This is a genomic window from Variovorax atrisoli 110B (genome assembly GCF_000382045.1).
Lineage (GTDB): Bacteria > Pseudomonadota > Gammaproteobacteria > Burkholderiales > Burkholderiaceae_C > Variovorax > Variovorax atrisoli.
Window position 1 is genome coordinate 15,558 of sequence record NZ_KB907453.1, and the last position, 26,486, is coordinate 42,043.

28 protein-coding genes are annotated in these 26,486 nt (G+C 69.6%); 14 read left to right on the forward strand and 14 right to left on the reverse strand.

What is annotated here, in order from left to right; all coding sequences use genetic code 11:
* The first annotated feature begins 106 nt into the window (after window positions 1-106).
* The 4 genes from G369_RS0113890 (at window position 107) to G369_RS0113905 (ending at window position 3,913) form a co-directional block, all read left to right on the forward strand.
* Complete coding sequence (locus tag G369_RS0113890; protein ID WP_019654612.1) at window positions 107-409, forward strand: FeoA family protein; 303 nt, start codon at window positions 107-109, stop codon at window positions 407-409.
* On the forward strand, window positions 402-2,297 hold the full coding sequence (feoB, locus tag G369_RS0113895; protein WP_019654613.1) for a ferrous iron transporter B: 1,896 nt from the start codon (window positions 402-404) through the stop codon (window positions 2,295-2,297). Before G369_RS0113890 ends, feoB begins: the two co-directional genes overlap by 8 nt.
* Window positions 2,298-2,432: 135 nt before the next feature.
* Entirely contained in the window at window positions 2,433-2,723 is a 291-nt protein-coding gene (locus G369_RS0113900) for a DUF6587 family protein (protein WP_019654614.1), read from the forward strand.
* Between the two features lie 5 nt (window positions 2,724-2,728).
* Window positions 2,729-3,913 (forward strand): FAD-dependent monooxygenase, encoded by a 1,185-nt coding sequence (locus G369_RS0113905; protein WP_019654615.1) that lies wholly within the window; start codon window positions 2,729-2,731, stop codon window positions 3,911-3,913.
* Between the two features lie 133 nt (window positions 3,914-4,046).
* Here the strand turns inward: G369_RS0113905 and G369_RS0113910 are convergent, their stop codons facing one another.
* From G369_RS0113910 to G369_RS0113945, 8 genes are all read right to left on the reverse strand, one after another.
* A complete protein-coding gene (locus G369_RS0113910) occupies window positions 4,047-5,297 on the reverse strand; it encodes an SMI1/KNR4 family protein (RefSeq protein WP_019654616.1) in 1,251 nt (416 codons plus the stop codon).
* A gap of 128 nt (window positions 5,298-5,425) precedes the next feature.
* On the reverse strand, window positions 5,426-6,286 hold the full coding sequence (kynA, locus tag G369_RS0113915) for a tryptophan 2,3-dioxygenase (RefSeq protein WP_019654617.1): 861 nt from the start codon (window positions 6,284-6,286) through the stop codon (window positions 5,426-5,428).
* Window positions 6,283-7,560, reverse strand: coding sequence for a kynureninase (gene kynU, locus G369_RS0113920; protein ID WP_019654618.1), 1,278 nt, complete (start codon window positions 7,558-7,560; stop codon window positions 6,283-6,285). The genes kynA and kynU overlap by 4 nt, the downstream gene beginning before the upstream one ends.
* Before the next feature lie 10 nt (window positions 7,561-7,570).
* The gene (kynB, locus tag G369_RS0113925) at window positions 7,571-8,224 is read right to left on the reverse strand and encodes an arylformamidase (RefSeq protein WP_019654619.1); all 654 of its coding nucleotides are present in this window, start codon (window positions 8,222-8,224) and stop codon (window positions 7,571-7,573) included.
* 83 nt (window positions 8,225-8,307) lie between these two features.
* The gene (locus tag G369_RS0113930; protein ID WP_019654620.1) at window positions 8,308-8,622 is read right to left on the reverse strand and encodes a YkgJ family cysteine cluster protein; all 315 of its coding nucleotides are present in this window, start codon (window positions 8,620-8,622) and stop codon (window positions 8,308-8,310) included.
* Window positions 8,619-9,173, reverse strand: coding sequence for a hypothetical protein (locus tag G369_RS0113935; protein WP_019654621.1), 555 nt, complete (start codon window positions 9,171-9,173; stop codon window positions 8,619-8,621). The genes G369_RS0113930 and G369_RS0113935 overlap by 4 nt, the downstream gene beginning before the upstream one ends.
* Window positions 9,174-9,210: 37 nt before the next feature.
* Window positions 9,211-10,140, reverse strand: a complete 930-nt coding sequence (argF, locus tag G369_RS0113940; RefSeq protein ID WP_019654622.1) for an ornithine carbamoyltransferase — start codon at window positions 10,138-10,140, stop codon at window positions 9,211-9,213.
* Entirely contained in the window at window positions 10,137-11,345 is a 1,209-nt protein-coding gene (locus G369_RS0113945) for an aspartate aminotransferase family protein (protein ID WP_019654623.1), read from the reverse strand. Before G369_RS0113945 ends, argF begins: the two co-directional genes overlap by 4 nt.
* A 161-nt stretch (window positions 11,346-11,506) precedes the next feature.
* Here G369_RS0113945 and G369_RS0113950 point away from each other — a divergent pair, with 161 nt between their 5' ends.
* Complete coding sequence (locus G369_RS0113950) at window positions 11,507-11,872, forward strand: DUF3579 domain-containing protein (protein ID WP_019654624.1); 366 nt, start codon at window positions 11,507-11,509, stop codon at window positions 11,870-11,872.
* A gap of 156 nt (window positions 11,873-12,028) precedes the next feature.
* Here the strand turns inward: G369_RS0113950 and rpsT are convergent, their stop codons facing one another.
* On the reverse strand, window positions 12,029-12,343 hold the full coding sequence (gene rpsT, locus G369_RS0113955) for a 30S ribosomal protein S20 (protein ID WP_019654625.1): 315 nt from the start codon (window positions 12,341-12,343) through the stop codon (window positions 12,029-12,031).
* A gap of 118 nt (window positions 12,344-12,461) precedes the next feature.
* On the opposite strand from rpsT, the gene murJ reads away from it, so the two are divergent.
* From murJ to G369_RS35800, 7 genes are all read left to right on the forward strand, one after another.
* Window positions 12,462-14,015 (forward strand): murein biosynthesis integral membrane protein MurJ, encoded by a 1,554-nt coding sequence (gene murJ, locus G369_RS0113960; RefSeq protein WP_019654626.1) that lies wholly within the window; start codon window positions 12,462-12,464, stop codon window positions 14,013-14,015.
* Between the two features lie 82 nt (window positions 14,016-14,097).
* A complete protein-coding gene (locus G369_RS0113965) occupies window positions 14,098-14,949 on the forward strand; it encodes a SirB1 family protein (protein ID WP_019654627.1) in 852 nt (283 codons plus the stop codon).
* A gap of 4 nt (window positions 14,950-14,953) precedes the next feature.
* Window positions 14,954-15,382, forward strand: a complete 429-nt coding sequence (locus G369_RS0113970; RefSeq protein ID WP_019654628.1) for a bleomycin resistance protein — start codon at window positions 14,954-14,956, stop codon at window positions 15,380-15,382.
* A gap of 138 nt (window positions 15,383-15,520) precedes the next feature.
* On the forward strand, window positions 15,521-15,952 hold the full coding sequence (locus G369_RS0113975) for a YciI family protein (RefSeq protein ID WP_019654629.1): 432 nt from the start codon (window positions 15,521-15,523) through the stop codon (window positions 15,950-15,952).
* Window positions 15,953-15,977: 25 nt separating this feature from the next.
* The gene (locus tag G369_RS0113980; RefSeq protein ID WP_019654630.1) at window positions 15,978-16,403 is read left to right on the forward strand and encodes a YciI family protein; all 426 of its coding nucleotides are present in this window, start codon (window positions 15,978-15,980) and stop codon (window positions 16,401-16,403) included.
* The gene (locus tag G369_RS0113985; RefSeq protein WP_019654631.1) at window positions 16,400-17,692 is read left to right on the forward strand and encodes an RNA polymerase sigma factor; all 1,293 of its coding nucleotides are present in this window, start codon (window positions 16,400-16,402) and stop codon (window positions 17,690-17,692) included. Before G369_RS0113980 ends, G369_RS0113985 begins: the two co-directional genes overlap by 4 nt.
* A gap of 168 nt (window positions 17,693-17,860) precedes the next feature.
* Window positions 17,861-19,468 carry a M14 family metallopeptidase gene (locus G369_RS35800; RefSeq protein WP_157773695.1) on the forward strand — a complete coding sequence of 536 codons (1,608 nt, stop codon included), beginning with the start codon at window positions 17,861-17,863 and terminating at the stop codon, window positions 19,466-19,468.
* Window positions 19,469-19,474: 6 nt separating this feature from the next.
* Here the strand turns inward: G369_RS35800 and G369_RS0113995 are convergent, their stop codons facing one another.
* From G369_RS0113995 to purM, 5 genes are all read right to left on the reverse strand, one after another.
* Window positions 19,475-20,479 (reverse strand): GlxA family transcriptional regulator, encoded by a 1,005-nt coding sequence (locus G369_RS0113995; RefSeq protein ID WP_019654632.1) that lies wholly within the window; start codon window positions 20,477-20,479, stop codon window positions 19,475-19,477.
* On the reverse strand, window positions 20,440-21,072 hold the full coding sequence (locus G369_RS0114000; RefSeq protein ID WP_038114807.1) for a DJ-1/PfpI family protein: 633 nt from the start codon (window positions 21,070-21,072) through the stop codon (window positions 20,440-20,442). Before G369_RS0114000 ends, G369_RS0113995 begins: the two co-directional genes overlap by 40 nt.
* A 14-nt stretch (window positions 21,073-21,086) precedes the next feature.
* Window positions 21,087-21,647, reverse strand: a complete 561-nt coding sequence (locus G369_RS0114005; RefSeq protein WP_019654634.1) for a cysteine hydrolase family protein — start codon at window positions 21,645-21,647, stop codon at window positions 21,087-21,089.
* Window positions 21,648-21,773: 126 nt separating this feature from the next.
* Window positions 21,774-22,865, reverse strand: a complete 1,092-nt coding sequence (locus G369_RS0114010) for an AI-2E family transporter (protein ID WP_019654635.1) — start codon at window positions 22,863-22,865, stop codon at window positions 21,774-21,776.
* A 53-nt stretch (window positions 22,866-22,918) separates the two neighbouring features.
* The gene (gene purM, locus G369_RS0114015) at window positions 22,919-23,968 is read right to left on the reverse strand and encodes a phosphoribosylformylglycinamidine cyclo-ligase (protein WP_019654636.1); all 1,050 of its coding nucleotides are present in this window, start codon (window positions 23,966-23,968) and stop codon (window positions 22,919-22,921) included.
* Between the two features lie 129 nt (window positions 23,969-24,097).
* Between purM and hda the strand changes: the two genes are divergently transcribed.
* Together hda and pcnB are read left to right on the forward strand one after the other, a co-directional pair.
* Window positions 24,098-24,784 carry a DnaA regulatory inactivator Hda gene (gene hda / locus G369_RS0114020; protein ID WP_026346369.1) on the forward strand — a complete coding sequence of 229 codons (687 nt, stop codon included), beginning with the start codon at window positions 24,098-24,100 and terminating at the stop codon, window positions 24,782-24,784.
* A gap of 26 nt (window positions 24,785-24,810) precedes the next feature.
* Window positions 24,811-26,424, forward strand: a complete 1,614-nt coding sequence (gene pcnB / locus G369_RS0114025) for a polynucleotide adenylyltransferase PcnB (protein WP_019654638.1) — start codon at window positions 24,811-24,813, stop codon at window positions 26,422-26,424.
* The last annotated feature ends 62 nt before the right edge of the window (window positions 26,425-26,486 follow it).

A 26,486-nucleotide genomic window follows, 5' to 3' on the forward strand; every position in this document is an offset into this window, starting at 1 on the left:
GCCCCCTTTTTGAGGGGGTAGTCAGGTTTTCGCGAGTGAGAATTGCTAGCATCTGGGTTTTGCTTAAAGAGATGCGCCCGATATTCAGGGCGTCTCCGCCCCCACCGTGCGAACCAACGATTTCGGCGCAGCGCCGACCACCGCCGTCGCCCTGAGCCTCGACCAGCTTCCCGACAACCAGTGGGCCACCGTGCTCGACGTGGCCCGCCCCGACAGCGCCGACGACCGCGACCTCGTGCTGCGCCTGACCGAAATCGGCTTCGTTCCGGGCGAGGCGGTACGCATCGTCGCCAGCGGCATCCCGGGCCGCGAGCCGCTGGCCGTGCGCCTGGGCCACACCACCTTCGCGCTGCGCCGCCACGAGGCCGCGCTGATCCACGTCACGCCGGGAGCCGCCAACCATGGTTGAAGCCGTCATCCAGGGCCCGGGCCGCCTCGCACCCACCGCCCAGCCGGGTCGCATCGCGCTGCTGGGCAATCCCAACTGCGGCAAGACCGCGCTGTTCAACCTGCTCACCGGCAGCCGCCAGAAGGTCGCCAACTACGCGGGCGTGACCGTCGAGCGCAAGGAAGGCACGCTGCGCACGCCCTCGGGCCGGCGCGTCTTCGTGCTCGACCTGCCCGGCGCCTACAGCCTGAACGCGCTGAGCGCCGACGAGGCCGTCACCCGCGACATCGTCACCGGCCAGAGCAAGGAAGCGCTGCCCGACCTGCTGGTGTGCGTCACCGACGCCACCAACCTGCGCCTGAACCTGCGGCTGGTGCTCGAAGCCCGACGGCTCGGCCTGCCGATGGTGGTGGCGCTCAACATGACCGACATGGCGAAGAAGCAGGGCATCGCGGTCGACACCGCGGTGCTCTCGCGCGAACTCGGCGTGCCGGTCATCGAGACGGTCGGCGTGCACACCGGCGGCGCGCAGGGCCTGCTCGCGGCGCTCGACACGCCCGTGGCCGCCGCCGCGCCGCAGCCCTGGCAGGCGCCGGACCTCGACGACGTGCTCGCCACCCAGCGCGAGGTGCGCCGCATCCTCGGCCTCGCGGTGAAGGAGCCGGTCGGCAGCCTCGCCACCAGCGACCGCATCGACCGCGTGGTGCTGCACCCCGTGTGGGGCATGCTGGTGCTGGCCGTCACCATGTTCCTGATGTTCCAGGCCGTGTTCAGCTGGGCCAACGTGCCGATGGACGCCATCAAGGCCGGCACGGAAGGGGTGGGCACCCTGCTGAAGACCTACATGCCCGAGGGCATGCTGCAGAGCCTGCTGGTCGACGGCGTGGTCGCCGGCGTGGGCGGCGTGATCGTCTTCCTGCCGCAGATCCTGATCCTTTTCCTGTTCATCCTCGCGCTGGAAGACTCGGGCTACCTGCCGCGCGCGGCCTTCCTGCTCGACCGCGTGATGGGCACCGTGGGGCTGTCGGGCCGCTCGTTCATTCCGCTGCTGTCGAGCTTCGCCTGCGCCATTCCGGGCGTGATGGCCACGCGCACCATCAGCAACTGGCGCGACCGCATCACGACGATCATGATCGCGCCGCTGATGACCTGCTCGGCGCGGCTGCCGGTGTATGCACTGCTCATCGCGGCCTTCATCCCGGCGCGCACGGTGGGCGGCATCTTCAACCTCCAGGGCGTGGTGCTGTTCGGGCTCTACGTGTTCGGCATCGTCTCGGCCATGACCGTGGCCTGGGTCATGAAGCGCTTCCGCGACAACGCGCAGCATTCGCCGCTGCTGATGGAGCTGCCGGCCTACCGCTGGCCCAACCTGCGCAACCTGGCGCTGGGCCTGTACGAGCGCGCGTGGATCTTCATCCAGCGCGTGGGCACGATCATCCTCACGCTGACGATCCTGCTGTGGTTCCTCTCGACCTTCCCGTCGCCGCCCGAAGGCGCGACCGGCCCGGCCATCCAGTACAGCCTGGCCGGCATGATCGGCCGCGGCCTGGAGCACATCTTCGCGCCCATCGGCTTCAACTGGCAGATCTCGATCGCGCTGGTGCCGGGCATGGCGGCGCGCGAGGTGGCCGTGGGCGCGCTCGGTACGGTGTATGCGCTGTCGGCCACGGGCGACGACGTGGCGGGTGCGCTGGAGCCGCTCATCGCCGGCAGCTGGACGCTGGCCACCGCGCTGTCGCTGCTGGTCTGGTACGTGTTCGCGCCGCAGTGCATCTCGACGCTGGCTGCCGTGAAGCGCGAGACCGGCTCGTGGAAGTACGTCTGGATCATGGCGGGCTATCTCTTCGCGCTGGCCTACATGGCCTGCTTCATCACCTACCACGTTGCGGTGGCACTCGGAGCGGGGTAAAAAAGCACGCCCCCCAGGCTTGCCCACTTCGTGTGGCCGCCACCCCCCTCGCCGGGGGGCAATACCTGCGGCCCGGCAAAGCCGGTTCCGCGGTATTCACCGCAGTGTAGGCTTCGGGATTGGAGTATTTGAGATATGACGCAACAACTGATCGTCGGATTGATCGTCGCGGCCGCCGCGTTCTACGCGGTCTGGCGCTGGATGCCCGCAGGATGGCGCCGCGGCGCTGCGCAGAAGCTGGCGGCCGGCACGCAGCGCGCCGGCCTGATCGACGAAGAACGTGCCAGGGAGCTCGCCGCCTCGCTCGCCAAGACATCGGGCTGCGGCTCGTGCGACACCTGCGGGAGCTGCGCTCCCAAGACCCCCCTCAAGCAACCGCAAGCCGACCAGGCCGTCAGTCCCAGCCCGTCCACGCACGGCCGCTGAGACCGATGCCCGCGCACATCCTCGTCGCCGGGGGCGGCATCGGGGGGCTGGCCACTGCGCTGGCACTCGCCCAGCGCCGCCACCGCGCCGACGTCTTCGAACAGGCTGCAGCCTTCGGCGAGATCGGCGCCGGCGTGCAACTGGGCCCCAATGCCACACGGCGGCTCCAGAAGCTCGACCTCGGCACCGGGCTCGCCGCCATCGCGGCGCGGCCCGAGGCGCTGGCGGTCCACAGCGCCGAAAGCGGCTCCGAGCTGGCCCGCATGCCGCTGGGCGACGCCATGCAGCAGCGCTACGGCGCTCCCTACTTCTGCGTTCATCGCGCCGACCTGCACGGCCTGCTGCTCGAGGCCGTGCGCACGCGCGGTACCGGCACGCTGGTGACCGGCGCCCAGATCCGGCAGGTCGAGACCAGCGACGACCTCGTCTGCCTCTCGAGCACCGACGCGCGCGCCTGGGAGGGCGAAGCAGTGGTCGGGGCCGACGGCCTGTGGAGCATGGTGCGGCGGCAGCTCGACAGCCCCGGCGCCGCGCAGCCGCCACGCGTCACCGGCCACACGGCCTGGCGCGCGCTGGTGGAGCAGTCCGCCTTGCCGGCCGCATTGCGACGTGGCCGGGTCGATGTCTGGCTCGGTCCGCGCCTGCACGCGGTGGCGTATCCGGTGCGCCGCGGCGAATGGCTCAACGTGGTCGTGATCGCCGAGGCCGCCCCCGCCGGCGACGCGCGCGACTGGGACCAGTCCACCAGCATCACCGCCCTGAAGCAGGCCATGGGCCGAAGCTGTGCCGGCCTGCAGTCGCTGCTCGACGCCATGCCCGCCTGGCGCGCATGGTCTCTGGGCGACCGCGCGCCGATGACAGGCCCTGCCGACATGGCGCACGAACGCGTCGCGCTGGTGGGCGACGCGGCGCACCCCATGGTGCCGTACCTCGCGCAGGGCGCGGGCATGGCCATCGAGGACGCGGTGGCGCTCGCCGACGCGATGGCCGACGCGGATGCGGCCGACGTGCCCGCGGCCTTCGCCCGCTACGCCGAGGCGCGCTGGGCTCGCAACGCGCAGGTGCAGGCACGCGCACGCCGCAACGGCGAGATCTTCCACGCCACCGGCCCGGTGCGGCTGGGCCGCGACATGGCGATGCGCCTGCTCGGCGCGAAGCTGCTGGACCAGCCCTGGCTGTACGGCGGCTGATATCCGGCTCGGCCTCCAGGCAGCACCCCAATACCAGGAACACCGCGGAACCGGCTTTGCCGGGCCGCTGGTGCTGCCCCCGGTGAGGGGGGCGCGGCGACACGAAGTGCGCGATTGCCTGGGGGAGAGCCTTTTACAAGCTGAAGGTCTGCAGATGGTCGATGCGCTCGGCCAGCCCTTCCTGTCCGAGGTAGTGGCCGTACTTGCCGCCCTGCATCTTCGCGAGCGCGGTCTCCAGCTCGAGCAGCATCGCATCGCGCTCAGCGATGAACGCGGCAGGCACGTCGATGCCCGCCTTCGCGCATGCATCCGCGATCAGGTGCGCGCTCGCCGGCGCACCGCAGGCCGCGCACTTGACGATGGCCGCGACGTTGGGTTCTGCGCCGTTGTCCAGCAATGCGGCCGTGAGTTCGGGCGAGATCTGGCCGTCGATGTTGCGCAGTGCATCGGCTGCCACCGGCGCGCCGGCGCGCACCAGCGCCGAGGCGGCGGCGAAGGCCCCCTGGCCCACCGCGACGTCGGTGGCCAGCGCGCTGCCCTGTTGCGGTCCGTCGAAGGCCACGCCCGCAGCGGCGAGCTCGGCGATGAGCCGCGCGTCGTCCGTTCCGATCGCATGGCGCAGGGCCACGCGTGCCAGCTGCGGCTTGTGGCGCAGCGTGCCTTCGGCCAGCGGCGTGCGCCAGTCGACGACGGCGCGGCAGTAGAAGGTCACCAGCTTGTCCATCAGGTCGAGGTCAAGCCCATGGTCCTCGTGCCTGTCGTCGAGGTAGGCGAGCAGCGTCTGGCCCGAGAAGTAGTCGCTGGTGGGCGCGAGCGGGTCTTCGTCCAGGTGCAGCGCCGCGAAGGCGCCGTGCAGGTCTGGCGCGATGGTGTTCACGCTGTCTTCGTGCAGCGCGTGTGTCCAGGCGGGCGGCAGGCCTTTCTTCCAGGCGACGATCTGCCCGTGCGCCGCGCCGGGCTCGACCACCGCGTAGATCCTGTCGGTGTACTCGAAGCCGCCGAAGGGAAGGTGCGTGAGCTTGCCGCTCCACGGCGCGCCGCTTTCCTCGGCGGCATCCTGGGCCAGCTCCTGCTCGTGGTCGATCCAGCCCTGCAGGTCGTTGTAGCCGTCGCTGCCGTTCCAGAAGAGCTCGCTCCAGCTGATGCCCTCCAGGTTGCCGTTCATCTCCAGCGACAGGTCGTAGTCGAGACGCCCGCCGGCGGTCTCCCGCCAGAGCGCGACCAGCGCTTCGGGCAGAGGGCCAGAGCAAAGTGCCTGCACCGCGTCGATCTGCTCTTGCGGCATCGGCGGCTGCGCTTCGAAGATCACGCGATCGGCGAAGAGCACGATGCCGTGCTCGCGCAGTGTGGTCAGCTCGTCGGGTGTGAACCGGATGTCGTTCATGTCGGCGCCTCCATCGTTCTCAAAAATGTAGCGCTTTGAGCTCGCGGGGCAATCCGGTCCACCCCAGCTCCATGAGGGCGTTTGCGGCGGGTGAAGGGCGTGCCGGTGCTTCATCCGCCGCGCGCAGGCTACAGATCCGTGCGCAGCTTCCAGATCTCGGGAAACAGCACCACGTCGAGCATCTTGCGCAGATAGCTCACGCCGCCGGTGCCGCCGGTGCCGCGCTTGAAGCCGATCACGCGCTCGACCGTCGTCACGTGGCGGAAGCGCCAGAGGCGGAAGGCGTCTTCCAGGTCGGTGAGCTTCTCGCCGAGCTGGTAGAGGTCCCAGTGGTCGTGCGGGTTGCGATAGACCGTGAGCCAGGCGGCCTCCACACCGTCGCTGAGCTCGTAGGGCTGGGTCCAGTCGCGCTCCAGCCGGTCGGCGGGCACGGGCAGGCCGTGGCGCGCGAGCAGGCGCAGCGACTCGTCGTAGAGCGACGGTGCGCGGTACGCGGCATCGACCTGCGCCAGCAGATCGGCGCGGTGCGCGTGCGGCTTGAGCATGGCGGCGTTCTTGTTGCCGAGCGCGAACTCGATGCAGCGGTACTGCGCGCTCTGGAAGCCGCTGGAGCTCGCGAGGTAGGGGCGCATGGCCGTGTACTCGGGCGGCGTCATGGTCGACAGCACGGTCCAGGCATTGACCAGCTGCTCCATGATGCGGCTCACGCGCGCGAGCATCTTGAAGGCGTCGGGCAGCTTCTCCTGCGCGATGCAGGCGATGGCGGCATGCAGCTCGTGCAGCATCAGCTTCATCCAGAGCTCGCTGGTCTGGTGCTGCACGATGAAGAGCATCTCGTCGTGCGCGGGCGACAGCGGATGCTGCGCGTTGAGGATCTCGTCGAGGTGCAGGTAGTCGCCGTAGCTCATGGACTTGCTGAAGTCCAGCTGCGCCTTCTCCTCGTGGACGATGCTCTCGGGGTTCGCGGAGGTGTTGTTGTCGGCGCTCATGTCACTGCGTTCTTGCGGTTGAATTCGGGGCGTCGCCACTCGCCGGTCTCCAGCACCTGCACGAGATGCTCGACCGAGTTCCACACGTCCTCGAAGCCGATGTACAGCGGCGTGAAACCGAAGCGCAGGATGTCGGGCATCTGCGAGTCGCCGGCGCGGTAGTCGCCGATCACGCCGCGTGCGATGAGGGCCTGCACGATGGCGTAGGCGCCTTCTTCCCTGCTGAGGCAGACCTGCGAGCCGCGCTGGGCATGGTCGCGCGGCGTGACCAGCGAGAGGCCGTGGCCGGCGCAGCGCTCCTCGACCAGCCTGATGAACATGTCGGTCAGCGCGAGCGACTTGGCGCGCAGCGCGGACATCGCACCGTGGTCCCCGTTGAAGGACTCGGCCGCGAGCACCGTGTCGAGCCCGCATTCGAGCCCGGCCAGCGCGATGATCGGCTGCGTGCCGCACAGATAGCGGCCCACGCCCGGAGCGGGGCGGTAGTGCGGCGTGAACTCGAAGGGCGCCGCGTGGCCCCACCAGCCGGACAGCGGCTGCTCGAATGCGCCCGCGTGCTTCGTGTGCACCCAGGCGAAGGCTGGCGCGCCGGGGCCGCCGTTGAGGTACTTGTAGCCGCAGCCGATGGCGTAGTCGGCGTTGCTGTCGTTCAGCGCCACTGGCACGGCGCCTGCGCTGTGCGCAAGGTCCCACACGGTGAGCGCGCCCACGGCGTGTGCTGCGGCGGTGACGGCCTTCATGTCGTGCATGGCGCCGGTGCGGTAGTTGACGTGCGTGAGCATCAGCACCGCCACTTCGTCGGTCAGCACGCCAGGCAATTCGCTTGCGTCGATCAGCTTGAGCGTGAAGCCGCGTTCGCGGCACAGCGACTCGGCGATGTAGAGGTCGGTCGGGAAGTTGCTGCGCTCGCTCACCACCAGCTTGCGGCCGCTGTCCTTCTGCTGCGACAGGGCAGCGAACAGCACCTTGTAGAGGTTGACCGAGGTGCTGTCGGTGCACACCACCTCGCCGGGCGCGGCGCCGATCAGGCGGGCCACCTTGTCGCCCAGGCGCTGCGGCAGGTCGAACCAGCTCGCGGTGTTCCAGGAGCGGATGAGGCCTTCGCCCCATTCCTTGGTCACCACTTCGGCGATGCGCGCGGGTGCGGCCTTGGGCATCACGCCGAGCGAGTTGCCGTCGAGGTACAGCACGCCTTCGGGAATGGTGAATTGGTCGCGCAGGGCGCGCAGCGGATCTTGCGCGTCGAGCGCGCGGCAGTCTTCAAGGGTCGTCATGGCGGAGGTTTCAGCGAGGGAGTTCGCGCAGCACGGCGCGAACGGGGGAAGCATCGGCGCTGACCAGCTTGAGCGGCAGCGCGATGAGTTCGTAGTCGCCTTCGGGCACGTCGTCGAGCACGAGGTTCTCGAGCACGCGCAGGTCGAGGCGGCGGATGCGTTGGTGGCTTTCCAGCGTCTTGCTGTCGGCCGGGTCGATGCTGGCGGTGTCGATGCCGATGAGCTTCACGCCCATGGCGGCCAGGCGCTCGACGGTGGCGGGCGCGTAGGCAGCGAGCTCCGGGTCCCAGCGGCCGACCGGCATCGTTGCGTAGGTGCGCACCAGCACGCGGGCGGGCAGGTGGCTGTCGATGGCGTGGGAGATGTGCTCCCACTCGATCAGCGGGCCCTTGTCGATGGCGTGGATCACGCGGCAGGGGCCGAGGAAGGGCGTCAGGTCGACGTCGCCGATGGTCTGCCCTTCGGGGTCGTAGTGCAGCGGGGCGTCGGCATGGGCGCCGACATGGGGCGAGAGCTTGATCTCGCTGACGTTGACCGGGCAGTCCGGCGAAATGGTCGCGGCCCAGCGCTGCTGGTAGGGCGTATCGCCGGGAAAGACCGGCGCACCCTCATGCACGGGCGGCGAGATGTCCCAGATACGGGGGCGGGGTTGCAGTGAACGCATGGCGCGAAGTTAGCGCCGGGCGAGGGGTCGTGGTGTCGGTTATTTCCAACACCAGACGTGACGAGTTGAAGCCGGGGTCGCGATCAGTGCAGCGAAGACAGCGCGGGCAGGCCGTGCCGGGCCCGCGCACGCTCGCAGGCGTCGCTGCCGGCCTCCAGCTCGTGGCACGGATTCGGTCGCCACTCGTAGATGCCGCAGCCCACCGACTGCCCGATCTTGCCGGTGAGTGCTGCGCAGCGCGGCGATGCGTGGTCGGTGCCGCGCATGCGGCAGATGGCGTCGTTCACCTCTACGGCGAGGCCCGAAGGCACCTTGCCGCCGTTCTCGTCGAGCTCATGCACGCTGAAGTCGACGCGGTAGCTGGCGCAGCAGGCGCCGCATTGCTGGCAGGTGTTCATGGTTGCAGGGCTGCGTCGTGCACGCGCCGCAGGAGCCGGCGGCGGATGAGCCCGCTCGCGGGACGGATCAGCAGCCAGTAGAGGTTGAAGCGGCGCCGCGAGGCCTCGTCGCCGCACCAGATGCGCGTGCGGGTGGTCAGGCGCGTGCCCTGGCCCTCGGGCTGGGCGGTGAAGTTGAGCACCAGCTTGGCAAGGCCGGTGGTGTCGAGCGCGGTGAAGGCGCAGGCGTCGGCGAGCGGAACCAGCCCATAGTCGGACTGCCAGAAGCGGCCCGCGAGGCCGAAGGCCAGCTCGCTCTCGCCGTCGCGGCCCAGCGGCGTGAACTCGGCCAGGCTGAAGGCAGGGCGGTGCTGCAGGTTCGACGCGAAACCCAGCCGGCCTGCGAGCCGGTTCGGCAGCTCGCGCAGCGCGATCAGCTGGCGGGCGACCGGGTCGTCGACCACCTCGGGGCGGCTCGCGATGTCGAGCACGCGACCGGGCGCGGCCGGCACGTGGAGGCTGTGCTCCTCCGCGAACTGGTAGCGCGGCAGGTAGCGGTTCATCAGTTCCATGCGCGGCGCTTCGCGGCTCGGAAGGTCGCCTGCCCGATCAGAGCCTGCCGAGCAGCAGGAACTCCATCAGGGCCTTCTGGGCGTGCAGGCGGTTCTCCGCCTCGTCCCACACCACCGACTGCGGACCGTCGATGACCTCGGCCTGCACTTCCTCGCCGCGGTGGGCGGGCAGGCAGTGCATGAAGAGGGCGTCGGACTGGGCCGCGCGCATCATTTCCTCGTCGACGCACCAGTCGGCAAAGGCCTTGCGGCGCGCCTCGTTCTCGGCCTCGTAGCCCATGCTGGTCCAGACGTCGGTGGTGACGAGGTCGGCACCGCGGCAGGCTTCCATCGGGTCCTTGAAGACCTTGTAGCTGTCGCCCGAGCGGATGCCGGCGATCGACTGGTCGACCTCGTAGCCGCTGGGCGTGCTCACGTGCACGGTGAAGCCCAGGATCTCGGCCGCCTGCAGCCACGTGTTGGCCATGTTGTTGCCGTCGCCCACCCACGCCACCGTCTTGCCCTGGATGGATCCGCGGTGTTCGATGTAGGTGAAGATGTCCGCCAGGATCTGGCAGGGATGGAACTCGTTGGTCAGGCCGTTGATGACCGGCACGCGCGAGTGCGCGGCGAAGGCGTCGATCTTGGTCTGCTCGTAGGTGCGGATCATCACCAGGTCGACCATGCGGCTGATGACCTTGGCGCTGTCCTCGATGGGCTCGGCGCGGCCGAGCTGGCTGTCGCCTGTGGTCAGGTGCACGACGCTGCCGCCGAGCTGGTACATGCCGGCCTCGAAGCTCACGCGGGTGCGCGTGCTGGCCTTCTCGAAGATCATGGCCAGCGTGCGGTCGACCAGCGGCTGGTGCTTCTCGTAGGTCTTGAACTTCTTCTTGATGATCGCCATGCGATCGAAGAGGTAGGCGTATTCGTCGGCCGTGAAGTCCGAGAACTGCAGGTAGTGGCGGATGGCGGGCGCGGTCGTCGTCATTGGGCTGCAGGCTCCGACAGGAAGTTTTTGACGATGGGCGCGAGGATCGCGACGATCTCGTCGGCCTCGGCGATGCTCAGGATGAGCGGCGGCACGAGGCGGATCACCTTGTCGGCCGTCACGCTCAGCAGCAGGCCGGCGTCGCAGGCGCGGTTGAGGATGGCGCCGCAGGGACGGTCGAGCTCGATGCCGATCATCAGGCCCTGGCCGCGCACTTCCTTCACGCCGCTCAGGCCGCCGAGCTCGCGCTCCAGCGCCGCCTTCAGGTGGGCGCCCACGGTGGCGGCGTTTTCGAGCAGGTTCTGCTCTTCCATGATGCGGATGGTCTCGACGCCTGCGCGCATCGCCAGCGGGTTGCCGCCGAAGGTGGTGCCGTGGTTGCCGGGGCCGAAGATGTTGGCGGCCCTGGGGCCGGCCACCACCGCGCCGATCGGCACGCCCGAGCCCAGGCCCTTGGCCAGCGGCATCACGTCGGGCTTGATGCCCGCCCACTGGTGGGCGAACCACTTGCCGGTGCGGCCCATGCCGCACTGCACCTCGTCGATCATCATGAGCCAGTCGCGCTCGTCGCACAGCTGGCGCACCTGCTTGAGGTAGTCCCAGCGCATCGGGTTGATGCCGCCTTCGCCCTGAATGGTCTCGAAGAACACCGCGACCACGTTCGGATTGCCTTCGGTGGCGCGCTGAAGCGCCTCGATGTCGTTCAGCGGCACGCGGATGAAGCCCTCGACCAGCGGGCCGAAGCCGGCCTGCACCTTGGGATTGCCGGTGGCCGAGAGGGTGGCGATGCTGCGGCCATGGAAGGCGGCTTCGTAGACGACGATCTCGGGGCGCTCGATGCCCTTGTCGTGGCCGAACTTGCGCGCCAGCTTGAGGGCGGCTTCGTTGGCTTCGAGGCCGGTGCAGCAGAAGAAGGCGTTGGTGAGGCCCGAGAGTTCGGTCAGCTTGGTGGCGAGCTGCTCCTGGCCTGGCACGTGGTAGTAGTTGGAGCTGTGGATCAGCTTGGTCAGCTGGTCCTGCAGAGCGGGCACCAGCTCGGGGTGGTTGTGGCCCAGCGTGTTCACCGCGATGCCGCCGAGGCCGTCGAGATAGGCCTTGCCCGCGGTGTCCCAGACTCGGCAACCCTGACCGTGCGACAGTGCGATCGGCAGGCGACCGTAGGTGTTCATGACGTGGGGCGAGGTGGGCTGGGCGGTAGCGCTCATTCGGGTTCTCCAGATAGGGAAGGCGGATTCTAGGCGTGTGCCTTGACGGCTTCGTTGAGGATTGCGCATCACAGCAATGCCCCATGTTCAGGATGCAAAAAGGGGCGCGGATAGAATCGCTTGCTGCACCGCAGCACCTGCCTCGGTCGCTTCATTCAACGATGATTTCCCCCACAGCCAAAGAAATCTTCATCCAGGGCATCACCAAGGATGGCCGGACCTTTCGCCCGAGCGATTGGGCCGAGCGTCTGGCCGGCGTGATGAGCTCCTTCCGGCCCGGCGGCGCCTTTCCGGGCAGCTACCTGAGCTATTCGCCGTGGTGCATTCCCACGACCATCAACGGCGTGAAGTGCGTGGTCGTGAACCGCGCGCTGCGCGACGCCGAGCCGATGGCCTGGGACTTCTGCGTGAACTTCGCCAGGGACAACGACCTGCAGGTCGCCGAGGCCTGCCTGGTGCCCGACGCCCCCATCCCGCCTGTGTCAGCCTCTGCGCAGATCCCTGCGACCCCACCCAAGAAGGCCTGACAGGGCCTTTTTCTTTGCCCGCCGTCCGGGTCCGCCTGCATCTGCAAACCGTTCGGGCATGAAAAAACCGCCCGAAGGCGGTTTTTCACTTTGCTGCAGCGCACCCCGATCAAACGGCGGACCGGAGGATTCCGGTCCGGGCTTGCCTGACAGGTGTCAGGCGGCGGCCTTTGCAGGCGCGAGGGCGAGGGCCTTGACCTTGGCCGACAGGCGGCTCTTGTCGCGGGCGGCCTTGTTCTTGTGGAAGATGCCCTTGTCGGCGATCGCGTCGACGATGCTCTGGGCCTTCGCGAACAGCTCGCTTGCCTTGGTCTTGTCGCCAGCCAGAACAGCCTTTTCGACGTTCTTGACAGCGGTACGGTACTTGGAACGCAGCGAGGTGTTCGCAGCGTTCAGCTTGGTGTCCTGGCGGACGCGCTTACGGCCGGAGGCGAGGCGCGGGTTCTTTTTCTTGGGCTTGGCGGATGCCATGATTTATGTCCTTAGGTGTCTGAGGATGATGCAGCAAAGCCCTCCATTATAGGCCGGGTTGGCTTTTCCGCCGAATCCGGGCGTTTCGGGGCTCCGGCGGGGCCTAAACTCGGCCCCCGTGTCCCTGCTCAAATCCGCCTCCACCGTCTCCCTGCTGACCCTCGCCTCGCGGATCACGGGCCTCGTGCGCGACGTGCTCTTCGCCTCGGTTTTCGGCGTCAGCGCGCTCACCGACGCCTTCAACGTCGCATTCCGCATCCCGAACCTGTTCCGGCGCGTCTTCGGCGAGGGCGCCTTCAGCCAGGCCTTCGTGCCGGTGCTGGCCGCCCGCAAGACCGAGGCAGGGGAGGAGGGCGCCCGCCAGCTCATCGACCACGTCGCCACGCTGCTGACCTGGACGCTGGTGATCGTCTGCGTGGCCGGCGTGGCCGGGGCGCCGCTGCTGGTCTGGGCCATGGCCAGCGGGCTGCCCGGCTTCGACGCCGCGGTGGTCATGACGCGGTGGATGTTCCCGTACATCGGCTTCATGTCGCTGGTGGCGCTGGCGGGCGGCATCCTCAACACATGGCGCAAGTTCGCGGTGCCGGCGGCGTCGCCGGTGCTGCTCAACGTGGCGCTGATCCTGTCGATCCTGGTCGGGGCGCCGCTCTTCCGGCACTGGGGCATCGAGCCGATCTACGCCCAGTGCGTGGGCGTCATGGCCGGCGGCGTGCTGCAGCTGGCGCTGCAGATTCCTGCGTTGCGCAGGCTGGGCCTGCTGCCGCGGCTGGGCATGAGCCTGCGGGCGCTGCGCACCGCCTGGACCGACCCGAACACGCGCAAGGTGCTCAAGCTGATGCTGCCGGCGCTGCTGGGCGTCAGCGTGGCGCAGATCTCGCTGCTCATCAACACGCAGATCGCATCTCACCTCGCGGTGGGCAGCGTCACCTGGATCACCAATGCCGACCGGCTGATGGAGTTCCCGACCGCCATGCTCGGCGTGGCGCTGGGCGTGGTGCTGATGCCGCAGCTGGCCGGCGCCCGCGCCGCCAAGGACGATGCGCGCTATTCCTCGCTGCTCGACTGGGGCCTGCGCCTCGTGGTGCTGCTGTCGGCGCCATGCGCGATCGCCTTGCTGCTGTTCGCCAAGCCGCTGGTGGCGGTGCTCTTCCACAACGGGGCCTACTCCGGCGAGGACGTGGGCCGCACGACACTGGCGCTGATGGGCTACGGCGTCGGGCTCGTCGGCATCGTGGCGGTGAAGGTGCTTGCGCCGGGCTACTACGCCAAGCACGACACGCGCACGCCGATGCTCATCGCCGTGGGCGTGCTGGTGCTGACGCAGATCCTCAACCTGTTCCTGGTGCCGGTGCTGCAGCACGCGGCGCTCACGCTGACGATCGCCATCGGCGCGCTGGTGAATTCGGCCTGGCTGCTCGTCGGGCTGATCCGCCGCGGCAGCTACAAGCCCGAGCCGGGCTGGGGCAGGTTCGCGCTGCAGGTGGCCGCCGGCACCGCGGTGCTGGCGGGCCTGCTGGTGTGGGGCTCGGCGCATTTCGACTGGGTCGCGCTGCGCGAGCAGCGCCTGCTGCGCATCGGCCTGCTGGCCGCGCTGATCACCGGCTCGGCACTGCTGTATTTCGGCGTGCTGGCGGCGGTCGGCGTGCGGTTGCGCAGCTTCATCCGCCGCTGAGACCTTGCAGGGGCCTTTCAGGCGTGCGCAATACGCGTGTGCCCCTTCTTGACGCTCCGGAAATGCTCCTCTACAAAGCCACATGACGTTCAGCTTTCAGGTTCCGACCGCCCTGGAATATTTCGAGTCGCTGGTGCGCAGCGACGACCAGTTTCCGCTGCTCGAAGCCGCCGCCAGCCTGGCGCAGGACGAGTACCCCGACCTCGACGTGCAGCAGGTGCTGGGCGACGTCGACCAGCTCCTGGCCCGCCTGCGCCGCCGCCTTCCGGCCGACGCCGCACCGCTGGCCCGCCTGCGGGCGCTGAACCAGTTCTTCTTCAGCGACCTGAACTTCGGCGGCAACGTCAACGACTACTACGACCCCGACAACAGCTACCTCAACGCCGTGCTGCGCACCCGCCGCGGCATTCCGATCTCGCTGGCGGTGCTGTGGATGGAGCTGGCGCAGGGCCTGGGCCTGCAGGCGCGCGGCATCGGGTTTCCGGGGCACTTCATGCTCAAGGTCACGCTGCCCAAGGGGCAGGTGGTGATCGACCCGTTCACCGGCAAGTCGCTGTCGCGCGAGGAGCTGGGCGAACGCCTGGAGCCCTACAAGCGCAGCAACGGCCTGGTCGGCGACTTCGACGTGCCGCTGGGCCTCTACCTGCAGCCGGCCAGCTCGCGCGAGATCATCGCGCGCATGCTGCGCAACCTGAAGGAAGTGCACCACGCGCAGGAAGACTGGCAGCGCGTCATTTCCGTGCAGGACCGCCTGATCGCGCTGCTGCCCAGCGCCTGGGGCGAGTACCGCGACCGCGGCATCGCGCATGCCGAGCAGGGCAACACGACGCTGGCGGTGCGCGACCTCGAAACCTACCTGGCGAAGGCCGAGGACGCCCTGGACCTCGACGCCATCGCCGAGCGGGTCGCCGCCCTGCGCCGGCTGGCGAGCTGAGCAGATGGCAACCCAGGCCGGCGTCAGCTCCGCGCCCGACCTGGGCACACTGCATCAGTTCCACGGCGTGCAGCCCGTGCTGCCGGTGTCGGACGTCACCCGCGCCGCGCGGTGGTTCCGCGACGTGCTGGGCTTCGAGCTCGACTTCATCGCCGGCGAGCCGCCCAGCTACGCCCGGGTGAAGAAGGGCGACCGCAGCTACGGCGACCCGGTCTACCTGCGGCTGTGGCAATGCAACGCGCGCGAGGCGAAACTCTGGCGCGGCGAGATCGTGATCCACGTGGGCAAGGACATCGACGGCCTGCACGCCGCCTACGTGAAGCGCGGCGTGACTGTCGTCGAGCCGCCCGTTTCCCAGCCCTGGGGACTGCGCGAATTCGCGATACGCGAACCCGACGGCCATGTGCTGCGCTTTTGCGGCTACCTGCCCTGAAACCCCGGTTTCTGAAACACAAAATTACAAATGGATCGACGCTTCCGTGTCGATCCGGCGGCCGCCCGTCCGACGTGTGAACAGGAGCGGGCAGTTTTCCAGGCCGCTTCAACACCATCAACCTTCAGGAGAAACGACATGCGATTCATGATTCTGGTCAAGGCCAACGCCGATTCCGAAGCCGGCGTGATGCCCAGCACCGAAATCCTCACCGCCATGGGCAAGTTCAACGAGGAACTGGTCAAGGCCGGCGTGCTGCTGGCGGGCGAGGGCCTGCACCCCAGTTCCAAGGGCGTGCGCGTGCGCTGCGAGGGACCGACCAAGCGCACCGTCATCGACGGCCCCTTCGCCGAGACCAAGGAACTGCTGGCCGGCTTCTGGCTGTTCCAGTGCAAGTCGAAGGAGGAGGCCATCGAGTGGATCAAGCGCAGCCCCTTCCAGGAAGGCGAGATCGAGATCCGCCAGGTGTTCGAGGCCGCCGACTTCGGCGACTCCATGACGCCCGAGTTGCTCGCCCAGGAAGACCGCCTGCGCGCCGAGACCGAGGCCCGCACCAAGGCTGGCGGCTGAGCCGCCACGCCGAAGGAGACGCACCATGCGATTCATGCTGCTGATGATTCCCCACGGCTACGAGAACGCCGCGCCCGGCACCGTCCCCGACGACGTCGAGGCGGTGTCGGCCATGATGGCCTACAACGAGTCGCTGCAGAAGGCCGGCGTGCTGGTCAGCTGCGACGGCCTGCACCCGCCCTCGATGGGCGCGCGCGTGAGCTTCAAGAACCGCAAGCCCAAGGTCGTCGACGGCCCCTTCGCCGAGGCCAAGGAAGTGCTGGGCGGCTTCTGGATCATCGACGTGCCCTCGCGCGCCGCTGCCATCGAATGGGCCAGCCGCTGCCCGGGCGGCGACAACGAGGTCATCGAGGTGCGCCAGATCCAGGAGATGGAAGACTTCCCGGCCGACGTGCAGGCGGTGGCCGGCGAATTCACCTCGATGCAGACGGTGAAGAAGCCCGGGGCATGAACCGGGGCGAGGGCCGCGCGGACGCTGCCGCCATCCACCGCACCATCGAGGCGGTGTGGCGCATCGAGTCCGCGAAGATCATCGCCACCGTCGCGCGGATGGTGCGCGACGTGGGCCTGGCCGAGGAGCTGGCCCAGGACGCGCTGGTCTCGGCCCTGGAGCAATGGAGCGAATCGGGCGTGCCCGACAACCCCGCCGCCTGGCTCACGGCCGTGGCCAAGCGCCGCGCTCTCGACCGCCTGCGCCACCTGCAGCTGGCCGAGCACAAGGCCGGCGAGATCGGCCGCGAGCTCGACGCGCAGCACGAGATGGCGCAGGACGACTTCGCCGAGGCCGTCGATGCCGCGCTGGACGACGACATCGGCGACGACCTGCTGCGGCTGGTGTTCACCGCGTGCCACCCGGTGCTCTCGACCGAGGCGCGGGTGGCGCTCACGCTGCGGGTGATGGGCGGCCTGACCACCGACGAGATCGCCCGCGCCTTCCTCGTGCCCGAGGCCACGGTGGCGCAGCGCATCGTGCGCGCCAAGCGCACCCTGGCCGAGGCGCGCGTGCCCTTCGAGGTGCCGCGCCGGCACGAGCTGGAGACGCGGCTCGCCTCGGTGCTGGAGGTGATCTACCTGGTCTTCAACGAGGGCTACTCGGCCACCGCCGGCGACGACTGGATGCGCCCCTCGCTGTGCGAGGAAGCGCTGCGCCTGGGCCGCATCGTGGCCGAGTTGGTGCCGAAGGAATCCGAAGTGCACGGGCTGGTCGCGCTGATGGAGATCCAGGCCTCGCGCACCGCCGCGCGCATGGGGCCCTCGGGCGAGCCGGTGCTGCTGCTGGAGCAGAACCGCGCGCGCTGGGACCAGATGCTGATCCGACGCGGCCTCGCTGCGCTTGCGCGGGCCGAGTCGCTGGGCGGCGCGCTCGGCCCCTATGCGCTGCAGGCCGCCATCGCCGCCTGCCACGGCCGCGCGCGCTCCGCCGACGAGACCGACTGGGGTCGCATCGCCGCCCTCTACGACGCGCTGGCCGAACTCGCGCCGTCGCCCATCGTCGAGCTCAACCGCGCGGTGGCGCTGTCGATGGCCTTCGGCCCGGCGGCCGGGCTGGAGGTGGCCGATGCGCTGCTGGACGAGCCCGCGCTCAAGGGCTATCACCTGCTGCCGGCGGTGCGCGGCGACCTGCTCTTCAAGCTCGGCCGCCTCGACGAGGCGCGCAGGGAGTTCGACCGCGCCGCCTCGCTCACGCGCAACACGCGCGAGCGGGCCCTGCTGCTGGCGCGCGCCCGGGCTTGTACTTGACTCGCCCCCAGGCTTCGCGCACTTCGTGTCGCTGCGCCAACCCCCTTCCGGGGGCGATGCCTGCGGCCCGGCGGAGCCGGTTCCGCGGTATCTCTGGAAGAAGAGGGCGCGCTTGAACTGAACGACAGCTGAATCTGCTGCGAGTCGCGCCGGAGGACAATGCGCGCCATGCTGCGCACCCCCTTCCTCCGCTTCCTGTGCGTTTCCGGCCTGGCCCTGCTGTCGTCCGCCTCGGCCCTGGCCCAGTTCGAGCCCGCCAAGGTGTGGGTCGAGCCGCCGGCCATTGCCGCGCGCTTTCCCGATCCGCCGGTGAGCTATGCAACGCCGGGCTTTCGCCCGGGCCGCATCGACTTTCCCTCGCATGCAGAAATGCTGGCCTTCCTCGACGAGTTGGCGCGCCAGTCGTCCAGCGTGCGCATCGAGCGCATCGGGACGTCGCAGCAGGGACGAGAGATGCCGCTGGTGGTGCTGGCCGAGCAGGGCCGCGTCGACACGACCCGGCCCACGGTGATGGTGATCGGCCAGCAGCACGGCAACGAGCCGGCCGGCGGTGAAGCAGTACTGGCGCTGGCGCAGCAGTTCGCCGCGGAACCGGGCTCGGCGCTGCTGAAGAAGGTCAATCTCGTGCTGGTGCCGCGCGGCAATCCCGACGGCGCCGAGCGCTTCACCCGCGTCACCGCCAACGGCATCGACGTCAATCGCGACCACCTGCTGCTGCGCACACCCGAGGCGCGCGTGATCGCGGCGGCCACCCTGCGCTACGCGCCGCAGGTGGTGCTCGACCTGCACGAATTCACTGTCGGTGGCCGCTGGATCGACAAGTTCGGCGCCGTCATGAAATACGACGGCCTGCTGCAGCCCGCCACGGTGGGCAACCTCGACGCTGCCATCGCCGCGAGCGCGCAGCGCGACTACGTCGACGCCATCCAGGCCGCCTTCGCGCGGGCCGGGCTGCAGGGCTTCAAGTACCACACCACCTCCGGCGGCAAGTCCGACGATCGCACGGTGTCGATGGGCGGCGTGCAGCCCGACACCGGCCGCAACGTGAGTGCGCTGCACCAGGCCGTGAGCCTGCTGCTCGAAGTGCGCGGCGTGGGGCTGGGCCGGGCGCATTTCGCGCGCCGCGTGCACACGCAGGTGCTCGCGGCCACCACGGTCATCGAGACAGCGGCGAAGCAGGGGCCTGCGCTGATGCAGCTCACCGCGCAGGCCGGCCAGCGCGCCAAGGCCGATGCCTGCCGCGGCGATCTGGTGGTCGAGGCCTGGCAGACGCCGACGAAGCAGCGGCTCGAATTCCTCGATGCGAAGACCGGCGAGGACAAGGCCGTCGACGTCGAATGGCGCGCCGCCGAGCCGCTGAAGATCGTCAATGCGCGTCCTCGCCCCTGCGGCTACCTGCTGGCTTCGAGCGAGACCGTGGCCGTGCAGCGCCTGCAGATGCTGGGCGTGCGCGTGGAACGCATCGACAGTGCGGCGCCATGGTCGGTGGAGCGCTACGAGATCCTCTCGCAGGCCGATGGCCAGCGGCAGGACGCGCGCGGCGCCATCGAGGACGGCGAGGCGATCCGCAGCTTCCGCGTGCGGCTGCGCCACGGCCGCGCGGTGGTGCAGCCGGGCAGCTTCTACGTGTCGCTGGCGCAGCCGCTGTCGCCGCTGGTCAGCGCGGCGCTGGAGCCCGATTCGCAGAACAGCTACGCGGCCAACCGGCTGCTGGAGATCGGCGACGACAGGCTGCTGCGCGTGCCGGGGCCGGCGCCCGCAGGCGTCTGGCACTGAGCGGCGTCAGGCGCGGGAAGACGATCCCGCTTCCGAAGGCGACCCCGGCAGCCCGAACTGGTGCCATGCGCGGCGCAGCTGCGTGTCGGAGCCGAAGCCCGATTGCTCCGCCGCCCGCGTCACGCTTGCGCCCGAGGCCAGCGCCAGTTGGGCCGTCGCGAGCCGCAGCCGCCGCAGGTAGGCCAGCGGCGCCACGCCCGCATGCTCGACGAAGAGCCGCGTGAGGTGCCGCGCAGAGGTGTGCGCCACCTCGGCCATGCGCGGCACGTTCCAGTCGGCCTGCGGCCGCTCGCTCACGGCGTCCTGCACGCGATGCAGGGCGGCGTGCAGGTGGTTGCGGTAGGCGAGGAAGGGCGAGAGCTCCGGATCGTGCGGCCCGCGGCGCAGCGGCATCACCATCGACTGCGCGACCTGCGCCGCGAGCGCCTCGCCGCACAGCTCGCCGATGCGGTGCAGGATCAGGTCGATGCCGGTGGTCACGCCCGCGCTGCTGTAGAGCGGCGGATCGATCACGAACACGCGGTTGCTCACCACCTCGCAGCGCGGCTCGACCTCGCGCAACTCGCCCAGGTGATGGTGGTGCGTGGTGGCGCGACGGCCAGCCAGCGCCCCGGCGTGCGCGGCCAGCACGGCGCCGGCGCAGACCGTCACCAGCTCCAGCCGGCCGCGCTCGAAGCGCAGGCCACGCAGCCAGTGCAGCAGGTCCTGCGTCTCGGGGTTGTCGATGGCGATGGCGTCGCCGGGCAGGCCGACCAGCACGACCCAGCCGGGGCCGTCCCACGCCGTGGGCAGCGGCGAGAGCCCTGCGAGCGCCACGCCGACCGAGCCCATGGCCGTCGGCCGCGGGCTGGCGAACTCGATGGCGAAGCGCTCGGCCCGCCCCGCCGCGCGCAGCCGCTGGTTGGCGATGCGCAGCGCCTCTGCCGGGCCAGCCCAGTCGAGTACGAGGCTGCCGGGCAGGAGGACGAACACTACGCGGATGGGGGCTGGTTCGGGTTGCCGCGGTTCCATTCGTAGTCCATCTGTCGCGCGGTGCGCGCTGCGAGCTCGAGCCCGGCCAGCCGTTCGACGAGGTGCACGCTCATGTCGATGCCGGCGCTGATGCCCGCCGAGCTGACGATGCGGCCGTTGTCCACCCAGCGCACGCCCTCGCGCACGTCGAGCGAGGGGAAGCGCTCGCGCAGCTCGGCGATGTCTTCCCAGTGGGTCGTGACCGGGTCGCTGGTCACCACGCCGCTTCGGGCCAGCAGGAAGGCGCCGGTGCAGACCGAGGCGACGATCTTCGCGCCGGCTGCCTGATCGGCTATCCAGCGCAGGGTGTCGGAGCAGGCCATCGGCGCGTCGACCACGCCGCCGGGAACGATCAGCACGTCGGCCGCCGGGCTGTCGACCAGCGTGTGGTTGGCCAGCAGCCGGAGGCCTGCACGCGCCTGAACGGCCTGGCCTGCGGCGGCGTGGGCCACCGAAGCGACCTCGAACAGCGCCGGCGAGTCCGGCCGCAGCCGCTGCCCGACCCGGCTCGCAGTGGTGAACACCTCGAAGGGGCCGGCGAAGTCCAGCGCCTCGACGCCGTCGAACGCGAGGATCAGCACGCGCATGGTCATGCCGCTCATGCCGTTCACGCCACGGCCCGTTCGAGCGCCTGCGCCACGGTGCAGACGGTGGCGAACCGCTCATGCAGCACGGCGGCCGTGCGGGCCTTGATGTCGGCGGCGGCGAGCGGACTGCCGTCGGGATGCTTCATGTCGAAGGTGAGGGTGGCGTCGGTGACGTAGTCCACTTCCCAGCCCAGGTCGGAGGCGTGGCGGGTGGTGGTCTCGCAGCATTGCTCGGTGCGGATGCCGCTCACGATCAGCCGGCCGATGCCGTTCTGCGTGAGCCAAACGTCCAGTCCGCTGTTGACCAGCGCGCTGTGGCGGTGCTTGGTGAAAGTGGCGGCCGCGTCGAAGGCGGCGAGGCCGCCGATGGGGCGCACGTGGCCCGATTCGATCGCGAAGGGGTTGCTCGCGTCGGAGGGCTCGTCGGTGTGGAAGACCCGCACGATGGGCAGGCTCGCGGCTGCGGCGCCTTCGATCAGCGCATTCTGCGCGGCGAAGTAGGGCGCGGCCTGGCTTTCGTTCCAGTAGGCGCGCTGGCGGAACGACTCCTGGGCGTCGATCACTATCAGACAGGTTTTCATGGCGGGGCTCGCGGGCGGGAGCGGAGTGGATGATGCCGCTCATTCTTGCGGCGCGCCAGCTTCCGGTCCGCTCGGCGCAGGACCAGAATCGATCAGATCAGGACATCGACCGGGGCGAAGGCCCCGTCAGACCAGCGAAGCCGCCTGCAGCTCTTTCTTCAGGTACGCGTAGTACAGCGGCGCCGCCACCAGCCCGGCCGGGCCGAAGACCGCCTCGGCCACGAACATCACCGCCAGCAGTTCCCACACGCTCATCTGCGTGCGCGCGCCCACCACCTTGGCATTGATGACGTACTCGGCCTTGTGGATCACGATCAGGAAGATCAGGCAGGCCGCGGCCGTGACCGGCGACACCGACAGCCCCACCAGCGTGATCACCGAGTTGCAGACCAGGTTGCCCACGATCGGTACCAGGCCGGCCAGGAAGGTGAGGGTGATGAGCGCCGGCGTGTAGGGCAGGTGCGCGTCCCACAGCGGCATGATGAAGAGCAGGAAGATGGCCGTCAGCAGCGTGTTGAAGGCGGCGATCCAGAACTGGGCCGCCACGATCTGGGCGAAGGCCTCGCCGAAGGTCTGCACGCGCCGGTGCAGCTGTTCGGCCAGCGGCAGGCGCCGCATCGGCGCGTGGGCCACGGCGGCCAGGCTGCCGATGATCAGGCCCACGTACGAGAAAAGAATGCCGTGCAGCCACGCGCGTCCTGCCACGGCCAGCGAGCCGGCCTGCGCGCGCAGGTAGTTGGCGATCACGCGCTGCACCTCGGCCGCGCCCTCGGGCAGGTAGACGGCGATCTCCACCGGCAGCTTGGAGCGCAGCTCCAGCACGGTGCGCGCGGTGTAGTCGAGCAGCTCGCGGTACTGGTCGGGCGCATCGACGATGTATTCGCGGGCCTGCGACAGCCCCAGCGTGATCAGCGCGATGGGCGCCAGCAGCACCACCGTGACGGCCACCACGCCGGCCCAGCCCTGGGCGCTGCCGGGCCGCCTGGCCAGCGCCGGAATGCGCCCCAGCCCCGAGGCCAGCAGGCGCGCGAACCAGCGCGTGACGAGAAAGCCGATGCAGACGCACAGCAGGCCCGGCAGCAGGTGCTCCCACATCACCAGCATCAGGGCGCCCAGCATCAGCAGGTAGCTGGCGATGGTCACGCCGCGCGATGCGGCCGGACGGAAGGCGGAGGACGCCGGCGAGGCGATGGGGGAGGGCTGCGGCTTGTTGGCCATCCGGTGCGGGTGCGTGCTCTGTTCTTCGAAAAAGTGGACGCAGCAGCCGGCGGTCAGCCGACGACCACGGCCGCGCCTTCGCCGCGCTCGGCGATCACGCCGATCTCGTGCACCGTTTCGCCGGCGGCACGCAGCGTGGCGGCGCAGGCGGCAGCTTCGGCGGCGTCGATGACCACCACCATCCCGATGCCGTTGTTGAAGGTGCGGTTCATCTCGATGTCGTTGATGCCGGCCACCTTCTGCAGCCAGGCGAACAGCTCGGTCTGCGGCCAGCTACCCTTCTTGAGGTGGGCGGCCGTGCCTTCGGGCAGCACGCGCGGGATGTTCTCGAGCAGGCCGCCGCCGGTGATGTGCGCCAGCGCCTTGATCGGGTGCTTGCCCAGCGCCTCGAGCACCGGCTTCACGTAGAGGTGGGTGGGCTCCATCACGGCCTCGCGGAAGGGCTTGCCGTCGAGGGTGGCGGGCAGGTCGGCCCCACCTTGTTGCGCGCGCTCGATCACTTTGCGCACCAGGCTGAAGCCGTTGGAGTGCACGCCGGCCGAGGCCAGGCCCAGCACCACGTCGCCGGGCTTGACGTTCTGGCCCGTGAGGATCTTCGACTTCTCGACCGCGCCGACCGCGAAGCCCGCCAGATCGTATTCGCCGGCCGGGTACATGCCGGGCATCTCGGCGGTTTCGCCGCCGATCAGCGCGCAGCCCGAGAGCTCGCAGCCGCGGGCGATGCCGCCGACGACCGCCGCGGCGGTGTCCACGTCGAGCTTGCCGCAGGCGAAGTAGTCGAGGAAGAAGAGGGGCTCGGCGCCCTGCACCAGCACGTCGTTGACGCTCATTGCCACCAGGTCGATGCCGACCGTGTCGTGCATGTTCCATTCGAAGGCCAGCTTGAGCTTGGTGCCCACGCCGTCGGTGCCGCTCACGAGCACGGGTTCCTTGTAGCGCTTGGGCACCTCGAACAGGGCGCCGAAGCCGCCGATGCCGGCCAGCACGCCTTCGCGCAGGGTTTTCTTCGCCAGCGGCTTGATGCGGTCGACCAGGGCGTCGCCTGCATCGATGTCGACACCGGCGTCCTTGTAGCTGAGCGGGGTGGGCGTGGAGGAAGTCATGGGTGGTCGAGGTCGGAAGAGACGCAAAGAGTGGGGGCGGAAGGGGCGCCGGCAACCATGTTGGCCGGGCCGATAGAATTCCCGATGATTTTAAGGGCCCCCGCGGCCCCCTCCATGAACCTTCCCGGGATGAAACAGCTCGCGCTCGATATCGGCATTGCGACGGGCCCCAGCTTCGACGCCTTTTTCGCCGGCCCCAACGAGGCGGCTCTGCGGCACCTGCAAGTGTGGGTGGGCGGCGCCGGCAGCCCCGTGCTGCACTCGCCGGTGCCCACCTACCTGTGGGGCGACGGCGGCAGCGGCAAGACCCATCTGCTCGAATCGGTGCGCGTCGCACTGCGCGAGCAGGGCGCCAGCGTGGGCTGGCTCCATGCGGGCCTGCTGGAGCCGCCCGAGTTCGACGAGCGCTGGGGCGCCGTCCTGCTCGACGACGTGCACCTCTACACCGCCGTGCAGCAGCACGCGGCCTTCAACTGGTTCGTCAACGCCCAGACGCTGCAGCGCGGCGTGGTCGCCGCCGGCGCATTGCCGCCGGCCGACCTGCCGCTGCGCGAGGACCTGCGCACCCGCCTCGGCTGGGGCCATGTCTTCCACATGCAGGTGCTCAGCGAAAGCGAACGCCGCGCGGTGCTGCGCCAGGCGGCCGACGCGCGCGGCGTGATGCTGTCGGACGACGTGCTCGACTACATGCTCCACCGCTTCAGCCGCGACCTCGGCAGCCTGATGGAGCTGCTCACGCAGCTCGACGGCTACGCCCTGCAGACGCAACGCGCGATCACCATTCCGCTGATCCGCTCCATGCTCGAGAACGAATAGAAGAGCGAACAAGGCTTCCAACAACAATGATCAAGAAATTCATCGACAAGCTGCTCGGCAAGGGTGCCGGCGGCACGCAGGGCAAGAGCCGTTTCGGCAAGCGCCAGGAGGTGCCGGCCGAGGTCCACGGAATCGATCCTGCCCTGGTCGACGAGCGGGCGAAGAACGTGGTCACCACGCTCCAGCAGGCAGGCTACGAGGCCTACGTGGTGGGCGGCGCGGTGCGCGACCTTCTGCTGGGCCTGCGTCCCAAGGACTTCGACGTGGCCACCAACGCCACGCCGGAGCAGGTGAAGGCGCTGTTCCGCCGCGCCTTCATCATCGGGCGGCGCTTTCGCATCGTGCACGTGGTGTACGGCCGCGGGCGCGAGCACGAGGTGATCGAGGTCTCGACCTTCCGGGCCTACATGGACAACGCCGCGGCCGAGCAGGTGGCAGGCAACGAGCGCACCAGCAAGGGCGAGCTCGCGAGCATGAAGCACGCGGTGGACGCCAGTGGCCGTGTGCTGCGCGACAACGTCTGGGGCCCGCAGGAAGAAGACGCCGCGCGCCGCGACTTCACCGTGAACGCCATGTACTACGACCCGGCCAACCAGGTGGTGGTGGACTATCACAACGGCATCAAGGACGCCCAGAAGCTCACCCTGCGCATGATCGGCGACCCCGCCACGCGCTACCGCGAAGATCCGGTGCGCATCATCCGCGCCATCCGCTTCTCGGCCAAGCTCGCGGCCCTGGGCTTCAAGCTGGAGGCCAAGACGGCGGCGCCGCTAGTCGAATCGAGCAAGCTGCTGGCCGACGTGCCGCAGAGCCGCCTCTTCGACGAGATGCTCAAGCTGCTGCAGACCGGCCACGCCATCGCGACGGTCGAGCAGCTCCGCAAGCTCGGCCTGGCCCGCGGCATCTACCCTCTGCTCGACGTGGTGGTGGAGCGCGCCGACCAGCCGTTCGTGAAGGCCGCCCTGCAGGACACCGACCGCCGCGTGGGCGAGGGCAAGCCCGTGGCGCCCAGCTTCCTGCTGGCCTGCGTGCTGTGGGCCGACGTACGCGACGGCTGGGCCCAGCGCCAGGAGGGCCGCAACGGCCAGCGCGCGCAGCCGCCGTTCCCGGCGCTGCAGGACGCGATCGACGACGTGTTCAACGCCCGCATCGGCGACGTGTCGGGCAGAGGCAAGCTGGCGGCCGACATGCGCGAGATCTGGATGATGCAGCCGCGCTTCGACAAGCGCACCGGCTCCACGCCCTACAGCCTGGTCGAGCAGGCCCGCTTCCGTGCCGCCTTCGACTTCATGCGCCTGCGCGCCGACGTGGGCGAGGTGAGCGAAGCCATCGCCGAGTGGTGGCAGGAATTCAGCACCTCCGACGACACGCGCCGTTCGGACCTGCTGGAGCAGGTGCGCGAGGAGCAGAAGGTGCGCCAGCGCGTGCGCGTGCGCGAAACGCCCCAGCCCCCGAAGCCCCGCGCCGAGCCGGCAGGCCGCCGTGCGGCCGACGCGGGCCGCAGCGACGAGGGCGACGAGGTCGAGACCGTGGCAGTGCCGCCCGACGGCGAAGCCGTGGTGCCGCGCAAGCGCCGGCGTCGGCGCAAGCCGCGCACCGGAGGCGGTGGTGAGGGCGGCGGCAGCGCTGCGGGCGCATGAAGAACAAGCCCGACCGCCCCAGGGGCGACGGTGACGGCAGAAAGGGGAGCTCGCCCCGTGCT